Annotated in this window: 13 protein-coding genes; 5 read left to right on the forward strand and 8 right to left on the reverse strand. The window is 68.8% G+C overall.

Annotation, left to right across the window (positions count from 1 at the left end; genetic code table 11):
* Nucleotides 1–63: 63 nt before the first annotated feature.
* Together OCU_RS44340 and OCU_RS44345 are read right to left on the reverse strand one after the other, a co-directional pair.
* On the reverse strand, nt 64–762 hold the full coding sequence (locus OCU_RS44340; RefSeq protein WP_014380908.1) for a nitroreductase family protein: 699 nt from the start codon (nt 760–762) through the stop codon (nt 64–66).
* A 19-nt stretch (nt 763–781) separates the two neighbouring features.
* Nucleotides 782–1,432, reverse strand: coding sequence for an HD domain-containing protein (locus tag OCU_RS44345; protein ID WP_014380909.1), 651 nt, complete (start codon nt 1,430–1,432; stop codon nt 782–784).
* A gap of 101 nt (nt 1,433–1,533) precedes the next feature.
* Here OCU_RS44345 and OCU_RS44350 point away from each other — a divergent pair, with 101 nt between their 5' ends.
* The gene (locus OCU_RS44350) at nt 1,534–2,514 is read left to right on the forward strand and encodes a GlxA family transcriptional regulator (RefSeq protein ID WP_009956596.1); all 981 of its coding nucleotides are present in this window, start codon (nt 1,534–1,536) and stop codon (nt 2,512–2,514) included.
* 3 nt (nt 2,515–2,517) lie between these two features.
* Here OCU_RS44350 and OCU_RS44355 read toward each other — a convergent pair whose 3' ends face one another.
* Together OCU_RS44355 and OCU_RS44360 are read right to left on the reverse strand one after the other, a co-directional pair.
* Nucleotides 2,518–5,496 (reverse strand): UPF0182 family protein, encoded by a 2,979-nt coding sequence (locus OCU_RS44355; protein WP_026071234.1) that lies wholly within the window; start codon nt 5,494–5,496, stop codon nt 2,518–2,520.
* Nucleotides 5,497–5,569: 73 nt separating this feature from the next.
* On the reverse strand, nt 5,570–6,592 hold the full coding sequence (locus OCU_RS44360) for a YlbL family protein (protein WP_009955776.1): 1,023 nt from the start codon (nt 6,590–6,592) through the stop codon (nt 5,570–5,572).
* Nucleotides 6,593–6,698: 106 nt separating this feature from the next.
* Here OCU_RS44360 and OCU_RS44365 point away from each other — a divergent pair, with 106 nt between their 5' ends.
* The 3 genes from OCU_RS44365 (at nt 6,699) to OCU_RS44375 (ending at nt 10,402) form a co-directional block, all read left to right on the forward strand.
* Nucleotides 6,699–8,075 carry a zinc-dependent metalloprotease gene (locus OCU_RS44365; protein WP_162130200.1) on the forward strand — a complete coding sequence of 459 codons (1,377 nt, stop codon included), beginning with the start codon at nt 6,699–6,701 and terminating at the stop codon, nt 8,073–8,075.
* An 86-nt stretch (nt 8,076–8,161) separates the two neighbouring features.
* Nucleotides 8,162–8,977 carry a cyclodehydratase gene (locus OCU_RS44370; protein WP_179300182.1) on the forward strand — a complete coding sequence of 272 codons (816 nt, stop codon included), beginning with the start codon at nt 8,162–8,164 and terminating at the stop codon, nt 8,975–8,977.
* 81 nt (nt 8,978–9,058) lie between these two features.
* Complete coding sequence (locus OCU_RS44375) at nt 9,059–10,402, forward strand: macrolide-binding ATPase MABP-1 (protein WP_008259631.1); 1,344 nt, start codon at nt 9,059–9,061, stop codon at nt 10,400–10,402.
* Between the two features lie 9 nt (nt 10,403–10,411).
* Here the strand turns inward: OCU_RS44375 and OCU_RS44380 are convergent, their stop codons facing one another.
* Together OCU_RS44380 and OCU_RS44385 are read right to left on the reverse strand one after the other, a co-directional pair.
* Nucleotides 10,412–10,663 (reverse strand): WhiB family transcriptional regulator, encoded by a 252-nt coding sequence (locus OCU_RS44380; protein WP_008259632.1) that lies wholly within the window; start codon nt 10,661–10,663, stop codon nt 10,412–10,414.
* Between the two features lie 404 nt (nt 10,664–11,067).
* On the reverse strand, nt 11,068–13,167 hold the full coding sequence (locus OCU_RS44385) for an ATP-dependent DNA helicase UvrD2 (RefSeq protein WP_009955799.1): 2,100 nt from the start codon (nt 13,165–13,167) through the stop codon (nt 11,068–11,070).
* Between the two features lie 181 nt (nt 13,168–13,348).
* Between OCU_RS44385 and mrx1 the strand changes: the two genes are divergently transcribed.
* Nucleotides 13,349–13,603, forward strand: coding sequence for a mycoredoxin Mrx1 (gene mrx1 / locus OCU_RS44390; RefSeq protein WP_036459570.1), 255 nt, complete (start codon nt 13,349–13,351; stop codon nt 13,601–13,603).
* A 10-nt stretch (nt 13,604–13,613) separates the two neighbouring features.
* Here mrx1 and nudC read toward each other — a convergent pair whose 3' ends face one another.
* The gene (nudC, locus tag OCU_RS44395; RefSeq protein WP_008259652.1) at nt 13,614–14,546 is read right to left on the reverse strand and encodes an NAD(+) diphosphatase; all 933 of its coding nucleotides are present in this window, start codon (nt 14,544–14,546) and stop codon (nt 13,614–13,616) included.
* Nucleotides 14,546–15,616: a potassium channel family protein gene (locus OCU_RS44400; protein ID WP_008259653.1), complete on the reverse strand. Its 1,071-nt coding sequence runs from the start codon at nt 15,614–15,616 to the stop codon at nt 14,546–14,548. Before OCU_RS44400 ends, nudC begins: the two co-directional genes overlap by 1 nt.
* Nucleotides 15,617–15,644: the final 28 nt, after the last annotated feature.

The raw sequence follows: 15,644 nt of genomic DNA on the forward strand, positions 1-15,644 counted from the left end.
CGCCGATGGCTAGTTCTCGTCCCTCTGGACTTCCCGGACGCCGCGTTGGCCCGCACGGCCGATTCATCCTGCCGCGGGCAGGCTCGCCGTGTCCTGCGGCGGCCAAAGCGGTTGCGGCACTTCGACACCGAACGGCGTGTTCCAGCCGTTTCGGGATGAAACCTCGTGCACGGGATGCCGATTGGCCGCGACACCCCATTTGCCCCGCGGGTAGCCGAGGGCCAGCATGGCCGACATCGTCCAGCCCTCCTCGACGGGGACGCCCAGTAACTCGTTGACCCTGTCCTCGAAGTTGCGGAGCACCATCGTCATGACGCCGCCGACGCCCTCGGCGCGGGCGGCCAGCAGCACGCTCCAGATCGCCGGGAAGATGTTGGCTCCACCGAGGTCGTCGATCGCGAAGACGAAGAGCAGCAAGGGAATCTCTTCGAAATGGTCGGCCAGGTAATCCCCCGACCCCTTGATTCGGCGCATCGTCTCGGCGTGGGCGGCCGCGTCGGCACCGGGCGCGGGCGCCACCATCGGTCCCGTCCCCGCCCCGAACTTCTCATATTCGAGGGCGCGGGCCCGCCGGAACAGTTGGGCGAACTCACCGATGAGCGCCGGATCGTCGACGGCGACAAAGTGCCAGCGTTGGGTGTTGGCCCCGTTGGGGGCGCGAATGGCCGCGTCGAGGATGCGGGCCTGCGTGTCCAGCGGAACCGGATCCGGCCGCAGCCGCCGCATCATCCTGGTGGTGTACAGCGCCTCGTGGATGTCCATCTGTCTACTCCCTTCCGGGCTATTCCGGCCAGCTGTTGTGCAGGATCTTGTCGACGAAGTCGACGCGCTCGAACTTGGGATCGAAGTGCGCCAGGACGTCGGCGTTCATGGTGCCGGCCGTGGAGTGCGGGCGGTGCTTCATGCCGTCGTTGAACGCCGCCAGGATGCGGTTCTTGAAATCGGGGCGCGGGTGGGCGGCGGTCACCGCGGCGAGCGCCTCGGGAGCCAGCTGCTCGCGCCCGACGCCGACCACGTCGACCTCCACACCGGCCTGCAGCAGCGCGACTTCGGGCGCCAGGAACTCGGGCACGCCGGGCGTCGTGTGCAGGGCGATGCCGAGCCACACGATGTCGGCGTCGGCCTTGTCGGCGCCGGCGTCCATCAGGAAGTCCCGCGCCGCGTTGGCGCCGTCGACCTCGAAGCGGACGGTCGAGTTGCGGTAGTGGTCGGTCAGACCGACGTCGTGAAACATCGCGGCGGCGTAGAGCAGTTCCAGGTTGGGGTGGATCCCGCGGCGCAGGCCCTGCAGGGCGCCGAAGAAGAACACCCGCCGGGAATGGTTGAACAGCAACTCGTCTTCGGTGTCGCGAATGAAGTCGGTGACCTCGCGCGCCAGCGCGGTGTCGGGCACGTGGATGCCGGCGATGGCGTCGATCGAGCTGGTGGTCATGGTCTTGTCTCCTTCTGCGGTGACGGTTGTGCCCAGTGTGCGACGGTCCGGTCGATCCGACGCCGCTCGTTTGAGCCGTCAACTCCTCAAAAAGCGACACAATGGCTGACGTGGCGCACGAGGGAAAGCATTCGCGGGTGGTGGTCATCGTCGTCTTCGACGGGGTGACGCTGCTCGACGTCGCGGGGGCGGGTGAGGTCTTCGTCGAGGCCAACCGCTTCGGCGCCGACTACCGGCTCAAGATCGCGTCGGTGGACGGCCGCGACGTGACGAGCTCGATCGGGACCCGGTTGGGGGTCACCGATCGCCTGTCGGCCATCGACTCCGCCGATATCGTCCTGGTGGCCGGCAGCGACCACCTGCCCGGGCGACCGATCGATCCGGCGCTGGTCGAGGCCGTCAGGTCGGTCGCCGCGCGGACCGGGCGGATGGCGTCCATCTGCACGGGATCGTTCATCCTCGCGCAGGCCGGCCTGCTCGACGGCCGGCGCGCCACCACGCACTGGCACGACGCCCGGTTGTTGGCCCGCGCCTTCCGGGACGTCACCGTCGAGCCCGACGCGATCTTCGTGCGCGACGGCGACGTGTTCACCTCGGCGGGGATTTCCTCGGGTATCGACCTGGCGCTGGCACTGGTCGAAATGGATCACGGGACCGAACTGGTGCGCGACGTCGCCCGGTGGCTGGTCGTCTATCTGAAACGGGCCGGCGGCCAATCACAGTTCTCGGTGCTGGTCGAGGCCGATCCCCCGCCGCAGTCGCCGCTGCGCGCGGTCACCGAGGCGGTCGCGGCGGACCCCGGCGCCGACTACAGCGTGAAAAAGCTTGCGGCCCTGGCATCGTTGAGCACCCGCCAGCTGACCCGGCTCTTTCAATCCGAGCTGGGGATGACGCCGGCGCGCTACGTCGAACTGGTTCGCGTCGACTTCGCCCGTAACGCGCTCGAGGCCGGCCGATCGGTCACCGAGACCGCGGGCATGGCCGGCTTCGGCAGCATCGAGACGCTGCGACGCGCGTTCGTCAATCACCTGGGCATCAGCCCGAAGGCCTATCGGGACAGGTTCCGAACCGCCTACGCCTGAACGCTATTTGGTGTTGTTGTACTTGGTGATCGCGTCGTCCAATCGCTGCAGCGCCGCGCCGTAACCGGCGAAATCGCCCTTCTTCTGCGCGTCCTTGGCCGCGCCGATCGCAGCCTGGATCTCTTGCAGCACAGCCGCTTTGGCCGGTGACAGCGCCACCGACCCGTCCGGCGCCGGCGGGACGGCCGCGGGCGGCGGCGATCCCGGCGTCGCGGCGGGCGCCGGCGCGCTGGGCGGCGGATTCGCCGGGGTCCCCGCCTCGGTGGGCTGAATGCCCGTCGCCGCCGCCCCCGCGCCGGGGCCGAACAGCCCGGTGAGCGCGTCGCGCACGGTCGGGCCGTACCCGATCTTGTCGTTGTACATCATCGCCACCCGGATCAGCCGCGGGTAGGACGACGCGGCGTCGCTGGCCCCCGGGGAGGCGTACACGGGTTCGACGTAGAGCAGCCCGCCCTGCCCCACGGGCAACGTGAGCAGGTTGCCCCACCGGATCCGGTTCTGGTTGTCGCGCCCGATCACCCCGAGGTCCTGGGACACCGCCGGGTCGGTGGTGATCGCGTTGTTGGCCAGCTTGGGCCCGTTGACCTGGCCCGGGATGGTCAGCACGGTGATCCGCCCGTACGTCGCCGGGTCGGAGCTGGCGCTGATGTAGGCGGCGAGATAGTCGCGCTTGAACCTGTTCATCGCGCTGGTCAACTGATACGACGACGAATTGTCGTTCTTCGCAATGTTTTTCGCGACGATGTAATACGGCGGCTGATAGCTGCTGGCGGTCGGGTTCGGGTCCAGCGGCACGTCCCAGAAGTCCGACGTGGAGAAGAACGTCACCGGGTCGTTGACGTGATACTTCGCCAGCAGCATCCGCTGCACCTTGAACAGGTCCTCGGGATAGCGCAGGTGCTCGGCCAGCTCGGGGGTGATGTCGCTCTTGGGCTTGACGGTTCCGGGGAACACCCGCATCCACGCCTTGAGCACCGGATCCTGCTCGTCTTGCTGATACAGGCTGACGGTGCCGTCGTAGGCGTCGACGGTCGCCTTCACCGAGTTGCGGATGTAGGAGACCCGCTTGTCGGGTGCGAGCCTGTTGAACGCCACCTCGTTGGAGTCCGCGGTCGCCGACTCCAGCGACGTGAGTTCGGAATACGGGTAGTTGTCCAGTGTGGTGTAGCCGTCGATGATCCACACCAGTCGCTTGTTGACGATCGCCGGGTAGACGGCGCTGTCGGTGGTCAGCCACGGCGCCACCGCCTCCACCCGACGCGCCGGGTCACGGTTGAACAGGATCTTGCTGTTCGAGCCGATCACGTTGGAGAACAAGAAGTTCCGCTCGGCGAACTTGGCGGCGAACACGCTGCGCGACAGCCAGTCGCCGAGGGGTACGCCGCCGAGTCCGGTGTAGGTGTAGTTCTTAGTTTCGTTGCTGGTCTCGTAGTCGTATTCGCGGTCGGCGCCGTTGCGCCCGACGATCGCGTAGTCCGCGGCCGTGTTGGAGATGACCGGCCCGTAGTAGACGCGCGGCTGGTCGAGCGGCGCGGGCCCGTCGGAGACGACGTTGCCGTTGGCGCCGACGACGTTGACCAGGAATTCGGGGTAGCCGCCGTTTTGGTTGGGGTCGTTGGCGATTCCGCGCACGGTGTTGGCCGGCGACGCGATGAACCCGTTGCCGTGGGTGTAGACCGAGTGCCGGTTGATCCAGTCGCGCTGGTTGTCGATGAGGCGGTCGGGGTTGAGTTCGCGAGCCGCCACGACGTAGTCGCGCAGCGACCCGTTGCGGTCCAGGTAGCGGTCGATGGAGAGCTGGTCGGGGAAGTAGTAGAAGTTCTTGCCCTGCTGGAACTGGGTGAACGCCGGGCTGACGATCGTCGGGTCGAGCAGCCGGATGTTGGAGGTGGTGGCGCGGTCGTCGGCGACCTGCTGGGCGGTGGCCTGCGCGTCGCCGGTGTAGTTGCGGTAGGTGACCACGTCGGCGGTCAGGCCGTAGGCTTGCCGTGTCGCGGCGATGCTGCGGCTGATGTATTCGCTTTCCTTTTGCGCGGCATTGGGTTTGACGCTGATCTGCTCGACGATCAACGGCCAGCCGGCGCCCACGATCAACGACGACAGCAGCAACAGGACCAGGCCGATCGCGGGAATCCTCAAGTCCCGCAGGACGACCGCGGAGAACACCGCGCCCGCGCAGATGAGCGCGATCGCCATGAGGATCAGCTTCGCCGGCAGCACGGCGTTGATGTCGGTGTAGCCGGCGCCGGTGAAGGGCTTGCCGCCGCGGGTGTGCGACAGCAGCTCGTAGCGGTCCAGCCAGTAGGCGACCGCCTTGAGCAACACCAACAGACCGACCAGGGTGACCAGCTGGATCCGCGCCGACCGGCTCAGCGCGCCGGTGCGTCCGGAAAGCCGAATGCCGCCAAAGATGTAGTGGGCCAACAGGTTGGCCACGAACGCCAGGAACACCGCCACGAACAGGTAGCTGAGCAGCAGCCGGTAGAACGGCAACTCGAACGCGTAGAAGCCGAGGTCCTTGCCGAACTGCGGGTCTTTGATGCCGAAGTCGCCGCCGTGCAGGAACAACTGGATCCGCACCCAATAGCTTTGGGCGATGATGCCGGCCAGCAGGCCGATCGCCACCGGGACGCCGGCGCTTACCAGCCGCAGCCGGGAAAGGACCAGGGCGCGGTAGCGCGCCACGGGATCGTTGTCGTTGCTCGGCACGAACACCGGCCGGGTGCGGTAGGCCACCGCGAGCCCGGCGAACACGATGCCGCCCACCAGCAGGCCCGCGATCAGAAAGACCACGAATCGGGTGACGAGCACGGTGGAAAACACCGAGCGGTAGCCGAGCTCGCCGAACCACAGCCAGTCGACGTAGGCGTCGATCAGCCGCGGGCCCGCGAGCAGCAGAGCGATCACACCCAGTGCGATCAGGATCAGAATCCGGCTACGCCGAGTCAGCTTCGGCATTCTTGCGGTGGGCCGCATCCCCACTGGCTACGCTCCCTGATCGATTGCTAGACGGTGACAACTCTACGCACTGCACAACCGGCGATCCCGCGCTCGCCTAGCAACTCGGCGGCTGCCCACCGGACGTGATCGCGTGCAGCGCATCTACCGCCTGGCTGAGCGTCTCGACCTTGACCAGCCGCAGGCCGGACGGATTGTCCGAACTGGCCTCGTAGCAGTTCTTCGCCGGCACCAGGAACACCGTCGCCCCGGCCGCGTGCGCGGCGACCATCTTGTGGGTGATGCCGCCGATCTGGCCGACCTTGCCGTCGGCGGTGATGGTCCCGGTTCCCGCGATGAAATTCGACCCCGCCAGGCCACCGGTGGTCAGCTTGTCGACCACGGCCAGGCTGAACATCAGTCCGGCGGACGGGCCGCCGATGTTGGCGAGATTGAAGTCCACGACGAACGGCGCCCACGGCGCGTCGAGCACCGCGACGCCCAGGTAGCCGTAGTCGCGGTCCTTGTTGGAGCCCAGCGTGATCTGCGCCACACCGGCGGGTTCGTTCTTGCGGCGGTAGTCGATCGTCACGGTCTGACCGGGTTTGGTGTTCTTCAGCAGCCCGGTGAAGGCGTCGACGGTCGCGACCGGGGTGCCGTTGACCGCGTCGATGGCGTCGCCGGCCTTCAGCTTGCCCGCCGAGGGACCGGGTTCGGGGACCTTCGCCACCGTGACCGCCGACGGGTACTTCAGATAGCCCAATGCCGCGTATTCGGCGCTGTCCTCGGATTGCTTGAAGTCGGCGCTGTTGGCCTTGTCCACTTCCTCCCGCGACTTGCCGGGCGGATAGATGATGTCGCGCGGCACCAGCTGTTCGGTGTCCGAAAGCCAGAGCGTCAGCGCCTCGCCCAGCGTCAGATCGTCGCGCTGCGAGACGGTCGTCATGTTCAGGTGACCGGTGGTCGGATGCGTCAGGGTGCCCTGGATCGCCACCACCTGCTTGCCGTCGACCTCGCCGAGCGTGTCGAAGGTGGGGCCGGGACCCAGCGACACGAACGGCACCGTCACCACCGCCAGCAACACACCGAACACCACGATCGGCACCAGCGCGACCATCAGGGTCAGGATGCGCCTGTTCACGCCGAATACACTAGACGGAGCGCGTCGCCGGTCATTCGGCTGCAAGGCCCCCCGTACGAGGTTCAGCTACAAGCTGACCCGCCGTCGCGCGCCTTCCGATCCCACGGTGAGTACCGTTGGGGTCATGGCTGACCTGCCGTTCGGCTTCTCCCCCGGGGAGGACCCCGACAAACACGGGAAGAAAGATCCCGATTCGGGGTCGAACCCCTCCGACCCGTTCGCCGCGTTCGGAATGAGCGGTGATTTCGGCATGGGTGACCTGGGCCAGATCTTCACCCAGCTGGGTCAGATGTTCAGCAGCGCCGGCACCGTCGGACCCGGCGGAACGGCTTCGGGGCCGGTCAATTACGAATTGGCGCGGCGCGTCGCCTCGAACTCGATCGGCTTCGTGGCGCCGGTGCCGGATACGACGAATTCGGCGATCGCCGACGCGGTGCACCTCGCCGAAACCTGGCTGGACGGGGCGACGGCGCTGCCCGCGGGCACCGCCAAGGCGGTGGGTTGGACTCCCGCCGACTGGGTCGACAACACGTTGGCGACGTGGAAGCGGCTGTGTGACCCGATGGCCCAACAGATCTCGACGGTGTGGGCGGCGTCGCTCCCCGAGGAAGCCAAGAGCATGGCCGGCCCGCTACTGCAGATGATGTCGCAGATGGGCGGCATGGCGTTCGGCTCGCAGCTCGGGCAGGCGCTGGGCCGGTTGTCCCGGGAGGTGCTGACGTCGACCGATATCGGTTTACCGTTGGGGCCCAAGGGAATTGCGGCGATCATGCCCGACGCCGTCGAGTCGTTCACCACCGGGCTCGAGCGTCCGCGCAGCGAGATCCTGACCTTTTTGGCCGCGCGCGAGGCCGCCCACCACCGGCTGTTCAGCCACGTCCCGTGGCTGTCGAGCCAATTGCTGGGAGCGGTCGAGGCCTACGCGATGGGCATGCAGATCGACATGTCGGGAATCGAGGAGCTGGCCCGCGACTTCAATCCGGCGTCGCTGTCGGATCCGGCGGCGATCGAAAACCTGTTGGGGCAAGGCGTATTCGAGCCCAAGGCCACGCCCGCGCAGACGCAGGCGCTCGAGCGCCTCGAGACGTTGCTCGCCCTGATCGAAGGGTGGGTGCAGGTGGTGGTGGCCGCCGCGCTGGGCGACCGGATTCCCGGCGCGGGCGCGCTCGGCGAGACGCTGCGCCGGCGCCGGGCCAGCGGCGGCCCGGCCGAGCAGACCTTCGCGACGCTGGTCGGGCTGGAGCTGCGGCCGCGGAAGATGCGTGAAGCGGCCGCGTTCTGGGAGCGCCTGACGCAGGCCGCCGGGGTCGACACGCGCGACGGCATCTGGCAGCACCCCGACCTACTGCCCAACGCCGAGGACCTCGATGAGCCCGCCGGTTTCATCGACCGTGTCATCGGTGGTGACACCAGCGGCATCGACGAGGCGATCGCCAAACTCGAACGCGAGGACCCCGACTCCGACGGCCCTGTGGACAACTGAACGGGCCGTCGCCCCCGCCGTGACACAGTGGCGCGGTGACTCAGCAGTGCCAGGCCGCGCTGTCCACCTACGCGCTGGACCCGGCGATGCCGGTGCTGCTGCGCCCCGACGGCGCGGTGCAGGTCGGCTGGGATCCCCGTCGCGCGGTGCTGGTACGTCCTCCGGGCGGTTTGGCCGCCGCCGAGCTGGCCACGCTGTTGCGGACCATGTCGTCGCCGACCCCGCTGCCGGAGTTGCAGCGACGGGCGCTTGACCGTGGCCTGACCGACACCGAGGGCCTGAGAAGCCTGGTGGCGCAACTGGTTCGGGCCGGGGTGGCGACCGAATGCGGGCGACCGCGCGGCCGGGCGCCGTCGGTGCGGGTGCACGGCCGCGGGCCGCTCTCGGAGTTGCTCGTGGAATCGTTGCGCTGCTCGGGCGCCCGGATCGCGCACAGCAGCCAACCGCACGCGGCGGTGTCGGCCGGCGACGTCGACCTGGTGGTGTTGTCGGACTACCTCGTCGCCGACCCGCGCATGGTGCGCGATCTGCACGACCAGGGCGTCGCGCATCTGTTGGTGCGGGTGCGCGACGGCATCGGGCTGGTGGGTCCGCTGGTGATCCCCGGGGTGACGAGCTGCCTGGGCTGCGCGGACCTGCACCGCAGCGACCGCGACGCGGCGTGGCCGGCGATCTGTGCGCAGCTGCGGGAAACCGTCGGCGTCGCCGACCGGGCCACCGTGCTGGCGACCGCGGCGCTGGCGCTGTCTCAGGTGAACCGGGTGATCGCGGCCGTGCGCGGCCAGGGCGCGGCGTCCGAGCCCGAACCGCCCCAGACGCTGAACGCGACGCTGGAATTCGATCTGCACGCCGGCGCGATCGTCGCGCGGCAGTGGGTCAAGCACCCGTTGTGCGCCTGCTGAGGGCGGTCCCGTGCGCTGACCTGCGGCGACGCGAGTTGACAACAAGCGTTGTCGGCTTCTCTCCACATCGCGTGGGCCATCATGGATGATGGTTACGTGGCAGACATCAAACGGGGCCGGGCTGCGCGTAACGCCAAGCTGGCCAGCATTCCGGTCGGATTCGCCGGTCGGGCAGCGCTCGGATTCGGTAAGCGGCTGACCGGCAAGTCCAGGGACGAGGTCCAGGCCGAGCTTCTGGAAAAGGCCGCCCACCAGTTGTTCACCGTCCTGGGTGAGCTCAAGGGCGGCGCGATGAAGGTGGGCCAGGCCCTGTCGGTGCTCGAGGCCGCGATTCCCGAGGAGTTCGGCGAGCCCTACCGCGAAGCGTTGACCAAGCTGCAAAAGGACGCCCCGCCGCTGCCGGCGGCCAAGGTGCACCGGGTGCTCGACGCCCAACTGGGCACCAAGTGGCGCGAGCGGTTCAGTTCGTTCGACGACACCCCGGTGGCCTCGGCGAGTATCGGCCAGGTGCACAAGGGCGTGTGGTCCGACGGCCGCGAGGTGGCGGTCAAGATCCAGTACCCCGGGGCCGACGAGGCGCTGCGGGCCGACCTCAAGACCATGCAGCGGCTGGTCGGGGTGTTCAAGCAGCTCGCGCCGGGCGCCGACATCCAGGGCGTGGTCGACGAGTTGATCGAGCGCACCGAGATGGAACTGGACTACCGGCTCGAGGCCGAGAACCAGCGCGCGTTCGCCAAGGCGTATCACGACCACCCGCACTTCGCGGTGCCGCGCATCGTGGCCAGCGCACCGAAAGTGGTGATCCAGGAGTGGATGCAGGGCATCCCGATGGCCGAGATCATCCGCCACGGCACCACCGAGCAGCGCGATCTGGTCGGCACCCGCCTGCTCGAGCTCACGTTCGACGCGCCGCGCCGGCTGGAGATGCTGCACGGCGACGCCCACCCGGGCAATTTCATGCTGCTCGACGACGGCCGCATGGGCGTCATCGACTTCGGCGCCGTCGCGCCGCTGCCCGGCGGCCTGCCGATCGAGCTCGGGATGAGCATCCGGCTGGCCCGCGACAAGAACTACGACCTGCTGTTGCCGACGATGGAGAAGGCCGGGTTCATCCAGAAGGGCCAGCAGGTGTCGGTGCGCGACATCGATGACATGCTGCGCCAGTATGTCGAACCGGTCGAGGTCGAGGTCTTCCACTACACCCGCAAGTGGCTGCAGAAGATGTCGGCCATCGAGATCGACCGGTCCGTGTCGCAGATCCGCACGGCCCGGCAGATGGACCTGCCGCCCAAGCTGGTGATCCCGATGCGGGTGATCATGTCGGTGGCCGCGATCCTGTGTCAGCTGGACGCCCACGTGCCGATCAAGGCGCTGTCCGAAGAGCTGGTGCCCGGGTTCGCCGAACCCGACAACGCGGTCGTCTAGTCTCGCGCGCTAGGCCGCCTTGCGGGGGCGGCCGCGGGGTCGTTTGAAGCTCAACACCGAACCGCGGTCGAAGATCTCGCCGCCCCACACGCCCCAGGGCTCGGCCCGTTCCAGCGCGGCCGCCAGGCACTGGCGGCGCACCGGGCAGTCGACGCACAGCGACTTGGCGCGTTCGAGATCGGCCGGCGCTTCGGCGAACCAGAGATCGGGATCGCCGGCGTGACACGGCAGGTCCGGCCTGGGGGCTATCCGTGCCGACATGTCCTACCACCTACTTCCTGGTCTGGGTTGCTGTCCTTGAGCGGTGATCCGGACCAGGTCGCTTCGTTGCCGACCGATAACTATGGCCACGGATCCTTGACTTCGGGTCCGTGGCCATCTGGGTGAAAACCGGGGCTGCTGCTTACGTTGCCTTCGGTGGGCCCCCGACTCCTACGGACGCGTCGGTCGCGGCGGCGGCGCGATGCTTACGCGCGGCCGCCGACACGGCGGAGGGTGCGGCATGGGAGGTACCCGCGGACAGCTCCGCGCGGGCCACGCCTACACCGAACGCGTCGCTGAGCATCGCGGCCACCCTCCTTCGTCCGTAGTGCCGAGTCGCGGTATCGAGGGTAAACGGTCACGGTCGTCGTCACAACCGATTTTCTGACCTGCGCGTTTGCCGGTCAGCGACCGCGAACCAGCTCCAGCACGTCGGGGCCGTACTGTTCCAGCTTGCGCGCGCCGATGCCGGGAATCGCGATCAGCGCCTCGTCGTCGTCGGGCCGCAGCTCGGCGATGGCGATCAGCGTGTTGTCGGTGAAGACGACGTAGGCGGGCACCTTCTGTTCCTTGGCGACGTCCAGCCGCCACGCCTTGAGCCGGAGCAGCAGGTCCTCGTCGATGTCGGCCGCGCAGGTCTCGCAGCGGCGCAGCATGACGGCCGCCGGGGTCGTGAGGTTGTTATTGCAGATCCGGCAGCGGGTCGCGGTGGCCCGGTTGCGCCGAGACTTGTTCGGCCCCGGCTCGGCCCGTGCCTGGGGTGCGATGCCGTTGAGGAACCGCGACGGCTTGCGGCCCTGGCGCCCGCCCGGGCTGCGGGCCAGCGCCCAGGTGAGCGCCAAATGCGTTCGGGCCCTGGTGATTCCGACGTAAAGCAGGCGGCGCTCCTCCTCGACCGCCTCGCTCTCGGCGCCGTGGGCGAGCGCGTGTGAGATGGGAAGCGTGCCGTCGGCCAACCCGACCAAGAACACCGCGTCCCACTCGAGCCCCTTGGCGGCGTGCAGCGATGCCAGCGCGACGCCCTGCACCACCGGCGGGTGCCGGGCGTCGGCGCGCATCCTAAGCTCGGCCAGCAGCCCCGGAAAGTCCAGCTGCGGGCGTTGCGCGACTTCGTCGTCCACCAGTTCGGCCAGCGCGCTCAGGGCCTCCCAGCGCTCGCGGGCGCGGGTACCGACCGGCTCCTGGGCCGTCAGGCCCAGCGGTTCCAGCACCGCGCGGACGACGTCGGGCAGGGGACCCTCCGCACCGCGCTCGGCGGCCCGATGCAGCGCCAGCAGGGCCTGCTTGATCTCCTGGCGATTGAAGAATCCCTCGCCGCCGCGGACCTGGTAGGCGATGCCCGCCTCGGTCAGCGCCTCCTCGTAGATCTCCGACTGCGCGTTGACCCGGTACAGCACGGCGATCTCGGACGGCGGGGTGCCGGATTCGATGAGCCGCGCGATCGACGCCGCGACCGCGGCGGCCTCGGCCGGCTCGTCGGGATGCTCGTGGAACGTCGGCGCGGGACCCGGCGGGCGCTGACCCACCAGGTGCAGCTTGCTGCCGGCGACCCGCCCGCGGGCCGCGGCGATCACCTGGTTGGCCAGCGAGACCACCTGGGGGGTGGACCGGTAATCGCGCTCGAGGCGCACGACGGTGGCGTCGGGGAAGCGGCGGGAGAAGTCGAGCAGGAACCGCGGCGAGGCCCCGGTGAACGAGTAGATGGTCTGGTTGGCGTCGCCCACCACCGTCAGGTCGTCGCGGTCGCCCAACCAGGCGGTCAGCACCCGCTGCTGCAAGGGCGTGACATCCTGGTATTCGTCGACCACGAAGCAGCGGTAGCGGTCGCGGAACTCCTCGGCCACCGCCGGGTCGTTTTCGATCGCGGCCGCGGTGTGCAGCAGCAGGTCGTCGAAATCGAGCAGGGTGACGTGTTCGCCGCGCGCTTTGAGGGCCTCGTAGGCGGCGTAGACGCCGGCGATCTGGGCGGCGTCCAGGGGGATGTCCCGCCCGGCGGCGGCCACCGCGGCGGGGTATTCCTCGGGGCCGATCAGCGACGCCTTGGCCCACTCGATCTCGCCGGCCAGGTCGCGCACGTCGTCGGTGCTGGCGTTGAGCCGGGTGCGGCTGGCCGCCCGGGCCACGACCGCGAACTTGCTGTCCAGCAGCTGCCACCCGGTGTCACCGACCACCCGCGGCCAGAAGTACCGCAGCTGCCGGTGGGCGGCGGCGTGAAAGGTCAGGGCCGAGACCGCGCCGACGGCCGGCCCCGTGCCCGCCGCGGCGTCGATCGCCCGCAACCGGGAGCGCATCTCCCCCGCCGCCCGCTGGGTGAACGTGACCGCCAGCACCTGGCCGGCGGCGACATGACCGCCGGCGACCAGCTGGGCGATCCGGTGAGTGATGGTGCGGGTCTTGCCCGTTCCGGCGCCGGCCAGCACGCAGACCGGGCCGCGCGGAGCCAGCACGGCCTCGCGCTGCTCGTCGTCCAGCCCGGCTGTCAGTGGATCGGCGACCGTCGGCATGGCGTCCATAGTGGCTTCCCATACTGACAAGTCGCCGTGCGAGCTGAGGCATCGCCACGCCCGAATCGGATGGCCTGGCGTGTCGCTGCGCGGAATGCATCGTCGCCGGGCTACCCCGAGCGCCCACTCCTCCGCATCCCGCTGCGCGGAATGCATCGTCGCCGGGCTACGTTATCGGGCTATGACCACTGCCCCGCTCACCGTCTACACGACCTCCTGGTGTGGCTACTGCCATCGGCTCATGACGGTGCTCAAGTCCAACGGAATACCGTATGAGACGGTCGACATCGAGCACGACGCGGCGGCCGCTGACTTCGTCAGCTCGGTCAACGGCGGCAACAGGACGGTCCCGACGGTGAAGTTCGCCGACGGGTCGACGCTGACCAACCCGAGCGCGGCCCAGGTGAAGGCGAAGCTGGCCGAGACCGGTAGCTGAGCAGGCCCAGTCAGTCGATCGCGGCCCAGGATTCGATGATCACCCGCGCGATCGAAATCGACCCGGGCAGCAGGAGTTTCGACTCCGAGGAACTCGACCAGTCCCCGGCCGCCAGCGCCTCGCGCACCTCGTCGCGCGTGAACCACGCCGCCTCGGCGATCTCGCCGTCGTTGAACGAAAAGTCCTGCGCCGGGTCGCCGACGGCGTGGAAGCCGACCATCAGCGAGCGCGGGAACGGCCACGGCTGACTGCCCAAATAGCGCACGTCACGCACGGTCAGCCCGATCTCCTCACGGATCTCCCGAGCCACACACCCCTCGAAAGACTCACCGGCCTCGACGAATCCGGCCAACAGCGAGAACATCCGCTCCGGCCACACCGCCTGGCGCGCCAGCACCGCGCGGTCGCCGCCGTCGTGCACCAGACAAATCACCGCCGGGTCGATGCGCGGGAACTCCTCGTGCCCGGTGACCGGGTTCACGCGTGACCAACCCGCCCGGGCCGGACGTGTGGGTGAACCGTCCACCGAGCTGAATCGAGACTTCTCATGCCAATTCAACAGTGCGACAGCCGATGACATCAGCTGGCCGCTGGTGTCGTCGAAGATCGGGCCGAGGCTGCGCAAGTTCACCACCTCGGTGCGCGCGTCGGGGTCCTCCGGGGCCTGCAGCGCGCCGCGGATCGCCCACACGTGGCGGCCACCCTCGAGGCGCCCCAGAAACACCGCCTCCGACGGCGGCTTGTCGCCGAGTTCGGCGGCGGCACCCAGCACCACCCGGCCGTCGGAAACCAGCACCTGATTGCGCGAGTCCACCCGCAGCAGCGCCGCCTCGGCCCAGCCCGCGGTGGCCGCCTCGACGTCGGTGCGCAGCTGATCGGCTCGGTCGGCTCCGACGCGCGACAGCAACGGGACGCTGCGCAGCTGAAAATCCGCGATCGCCATCAATGCCCCACGCTTCGGATGTAGAGCAGGCGGTCGTTGGCCTCGACGGCGTCCACCTCCGGGGCGTCGATGCGCCACAGGTGCCCGTCGCGCACCACACCGAGCACGATGTCGCGCAAATGCCGCGGCGAGCCGCCCACTTCGCTCTGCTCGACCTCACGCTCGGCGATGGCGAGCCCGGCGTCGGGCGTCAGCAGGTCCTCGATCATCTCCACGACGCTGGGCGTCGTGGTGGCAAGCCCGAGGAGCCGGCCCGCGGTCGCCGACGAGACCACGACCGAGTCCGCCCCCGACTGCTGCAGCAGGTGCTGGTTCTCGGCCTCCCGGATCGAGGCGACGATCTTGGCGTTGGGCGCGATCTCGCGCGCGGTCAGCGTCGCCAGCACCGCGGTGTCGTCGCGGCTGGTGGCGACGATGATGGACGCGGCGTGCTGGGCCCCGGCCAGCCGCAACACATCGGCCTTGGTGGCGTCACCGTGGACGGTGACCAGGCCCGCGCTCTCGGCGTGCTCGAGCGTGCTGCGATCGGTGTCGACGACGACCACCTCCGCCTGGATGGTTTCGTCGCCGAGGATCGCGGCCACCGCCGTTTTGCCCTTGGTGCCATAACCGATCACGATGGTGTGATTGCGCACTCTGCTCCTCCAACGCTGAATCTTCCACCCTTGGCGAGACCGCTCGGAAAGCACTTCGAGCGTGGTGCCGACCAGCACGGCCAGGAACGCGATCCGCAGCGCGGTGAAGATCAGGGTGTGCACCAGGCGCGCGGTTTCGGTGTACGGCGTGATGTCGCCATAGCCGGTGGTCGACAGCGAAACCGCCGAGAAATACAGGCAGTCCAAAAATGTCAGCGGCTCGTTGCGCACATCGCGGAACCCGTCGCGGTCCAGGTAGACGATGACGGCCGCGCCGAACAGCACCACCAGGGCGATGGCCAGGCGGCGGGTGATGACCCGAATGGGGCTGGCGTGCTCTTCGGGGATGCGCACCACGCCGATCAGCTGGTGACCGCGCTGGGCGGTCAGCGTTTCGTCCAGACCGCTCAGCTTTCGGGACCTACCGTTGCCCACGGCGGCCCGTCATCGGTTTGATTTCCGC

Origin of the sequence: Mycobacterium intracellulare ATCC 13950, from assembly GCF_000277125.1 — a bacterium.
Classification (GTDB): domain Bacteria; phylum Actinomycetota; class Actinomycetes; order Mycobacteriales; family Mycobacteriaceae; genus Mycobacterium; species Mycobacterium intracellulare.

Bases quoted from the DNA above. Each gene is read 5' to 3' on its own strand.
- OCU_RS44340 (WP_014380908.1), bottom strand. From the start codon at position 762: ATGGACATCCACGAGGCGCTGTACACCACCAGGATGATGCGGCGGCTG.
- OCU_RS44345 (WP_014380909.1), bottom strand. From the start codon at position 1,432: ATGACCACCAGCTCGATCGACGCCATCGCCGGCATCCACGTGCCCGAC.
- nudC (WP_008259652.1), bottom strand. From the start codon at position 14,546: ATGGCGATCGCGGATTTTCAGCTGCGCAGCGTCCCGTTGCTGTCGCGC.
- OCU_RS44375 (WP_008259631.1), top strand. From the start codon at position 9,059: ATGGATGATGGTTACGTGGCAGACATCAAACGGGGCCGGGCTGCGCGT.
- mrx1 (WP_036459570.1), top strand. From the start codon at position 13,349: ATGACCACTGCCCCGCTCACCGTCTACACGACCTCCTGGTGTGGCTAC.
- OCU_RS44350 (WP_009956596.1), top strand. From the start codon at position 1,534: ATGGCTGACGTGGCGCACGAGGGAAAGCATTCGCGGGTGGTGGTCATC.
- OCU_RS44380 (WP_008259632.1), bottom strand. From the start codon at position 10,663: ATGTCGGCACGGATAGCCCCCAGGCCGGACCTGCCGTGTCACGCCGGC.
- OCU_RS44385 (WP_009955799.1), bottom strand. From the start codon at position 13,167: ATGCCGACGGTCGCCGATCCACTGACAGCCGGGCTGGACGACGAGCAG.
- OCU_RS44370 (WP_179300182.1), top strand. From the start codon at position 8,162: ATGCCGGTGCTGCTGCGCCCCGACGGCGCGGTGCAGGTCGGCTGGGAT.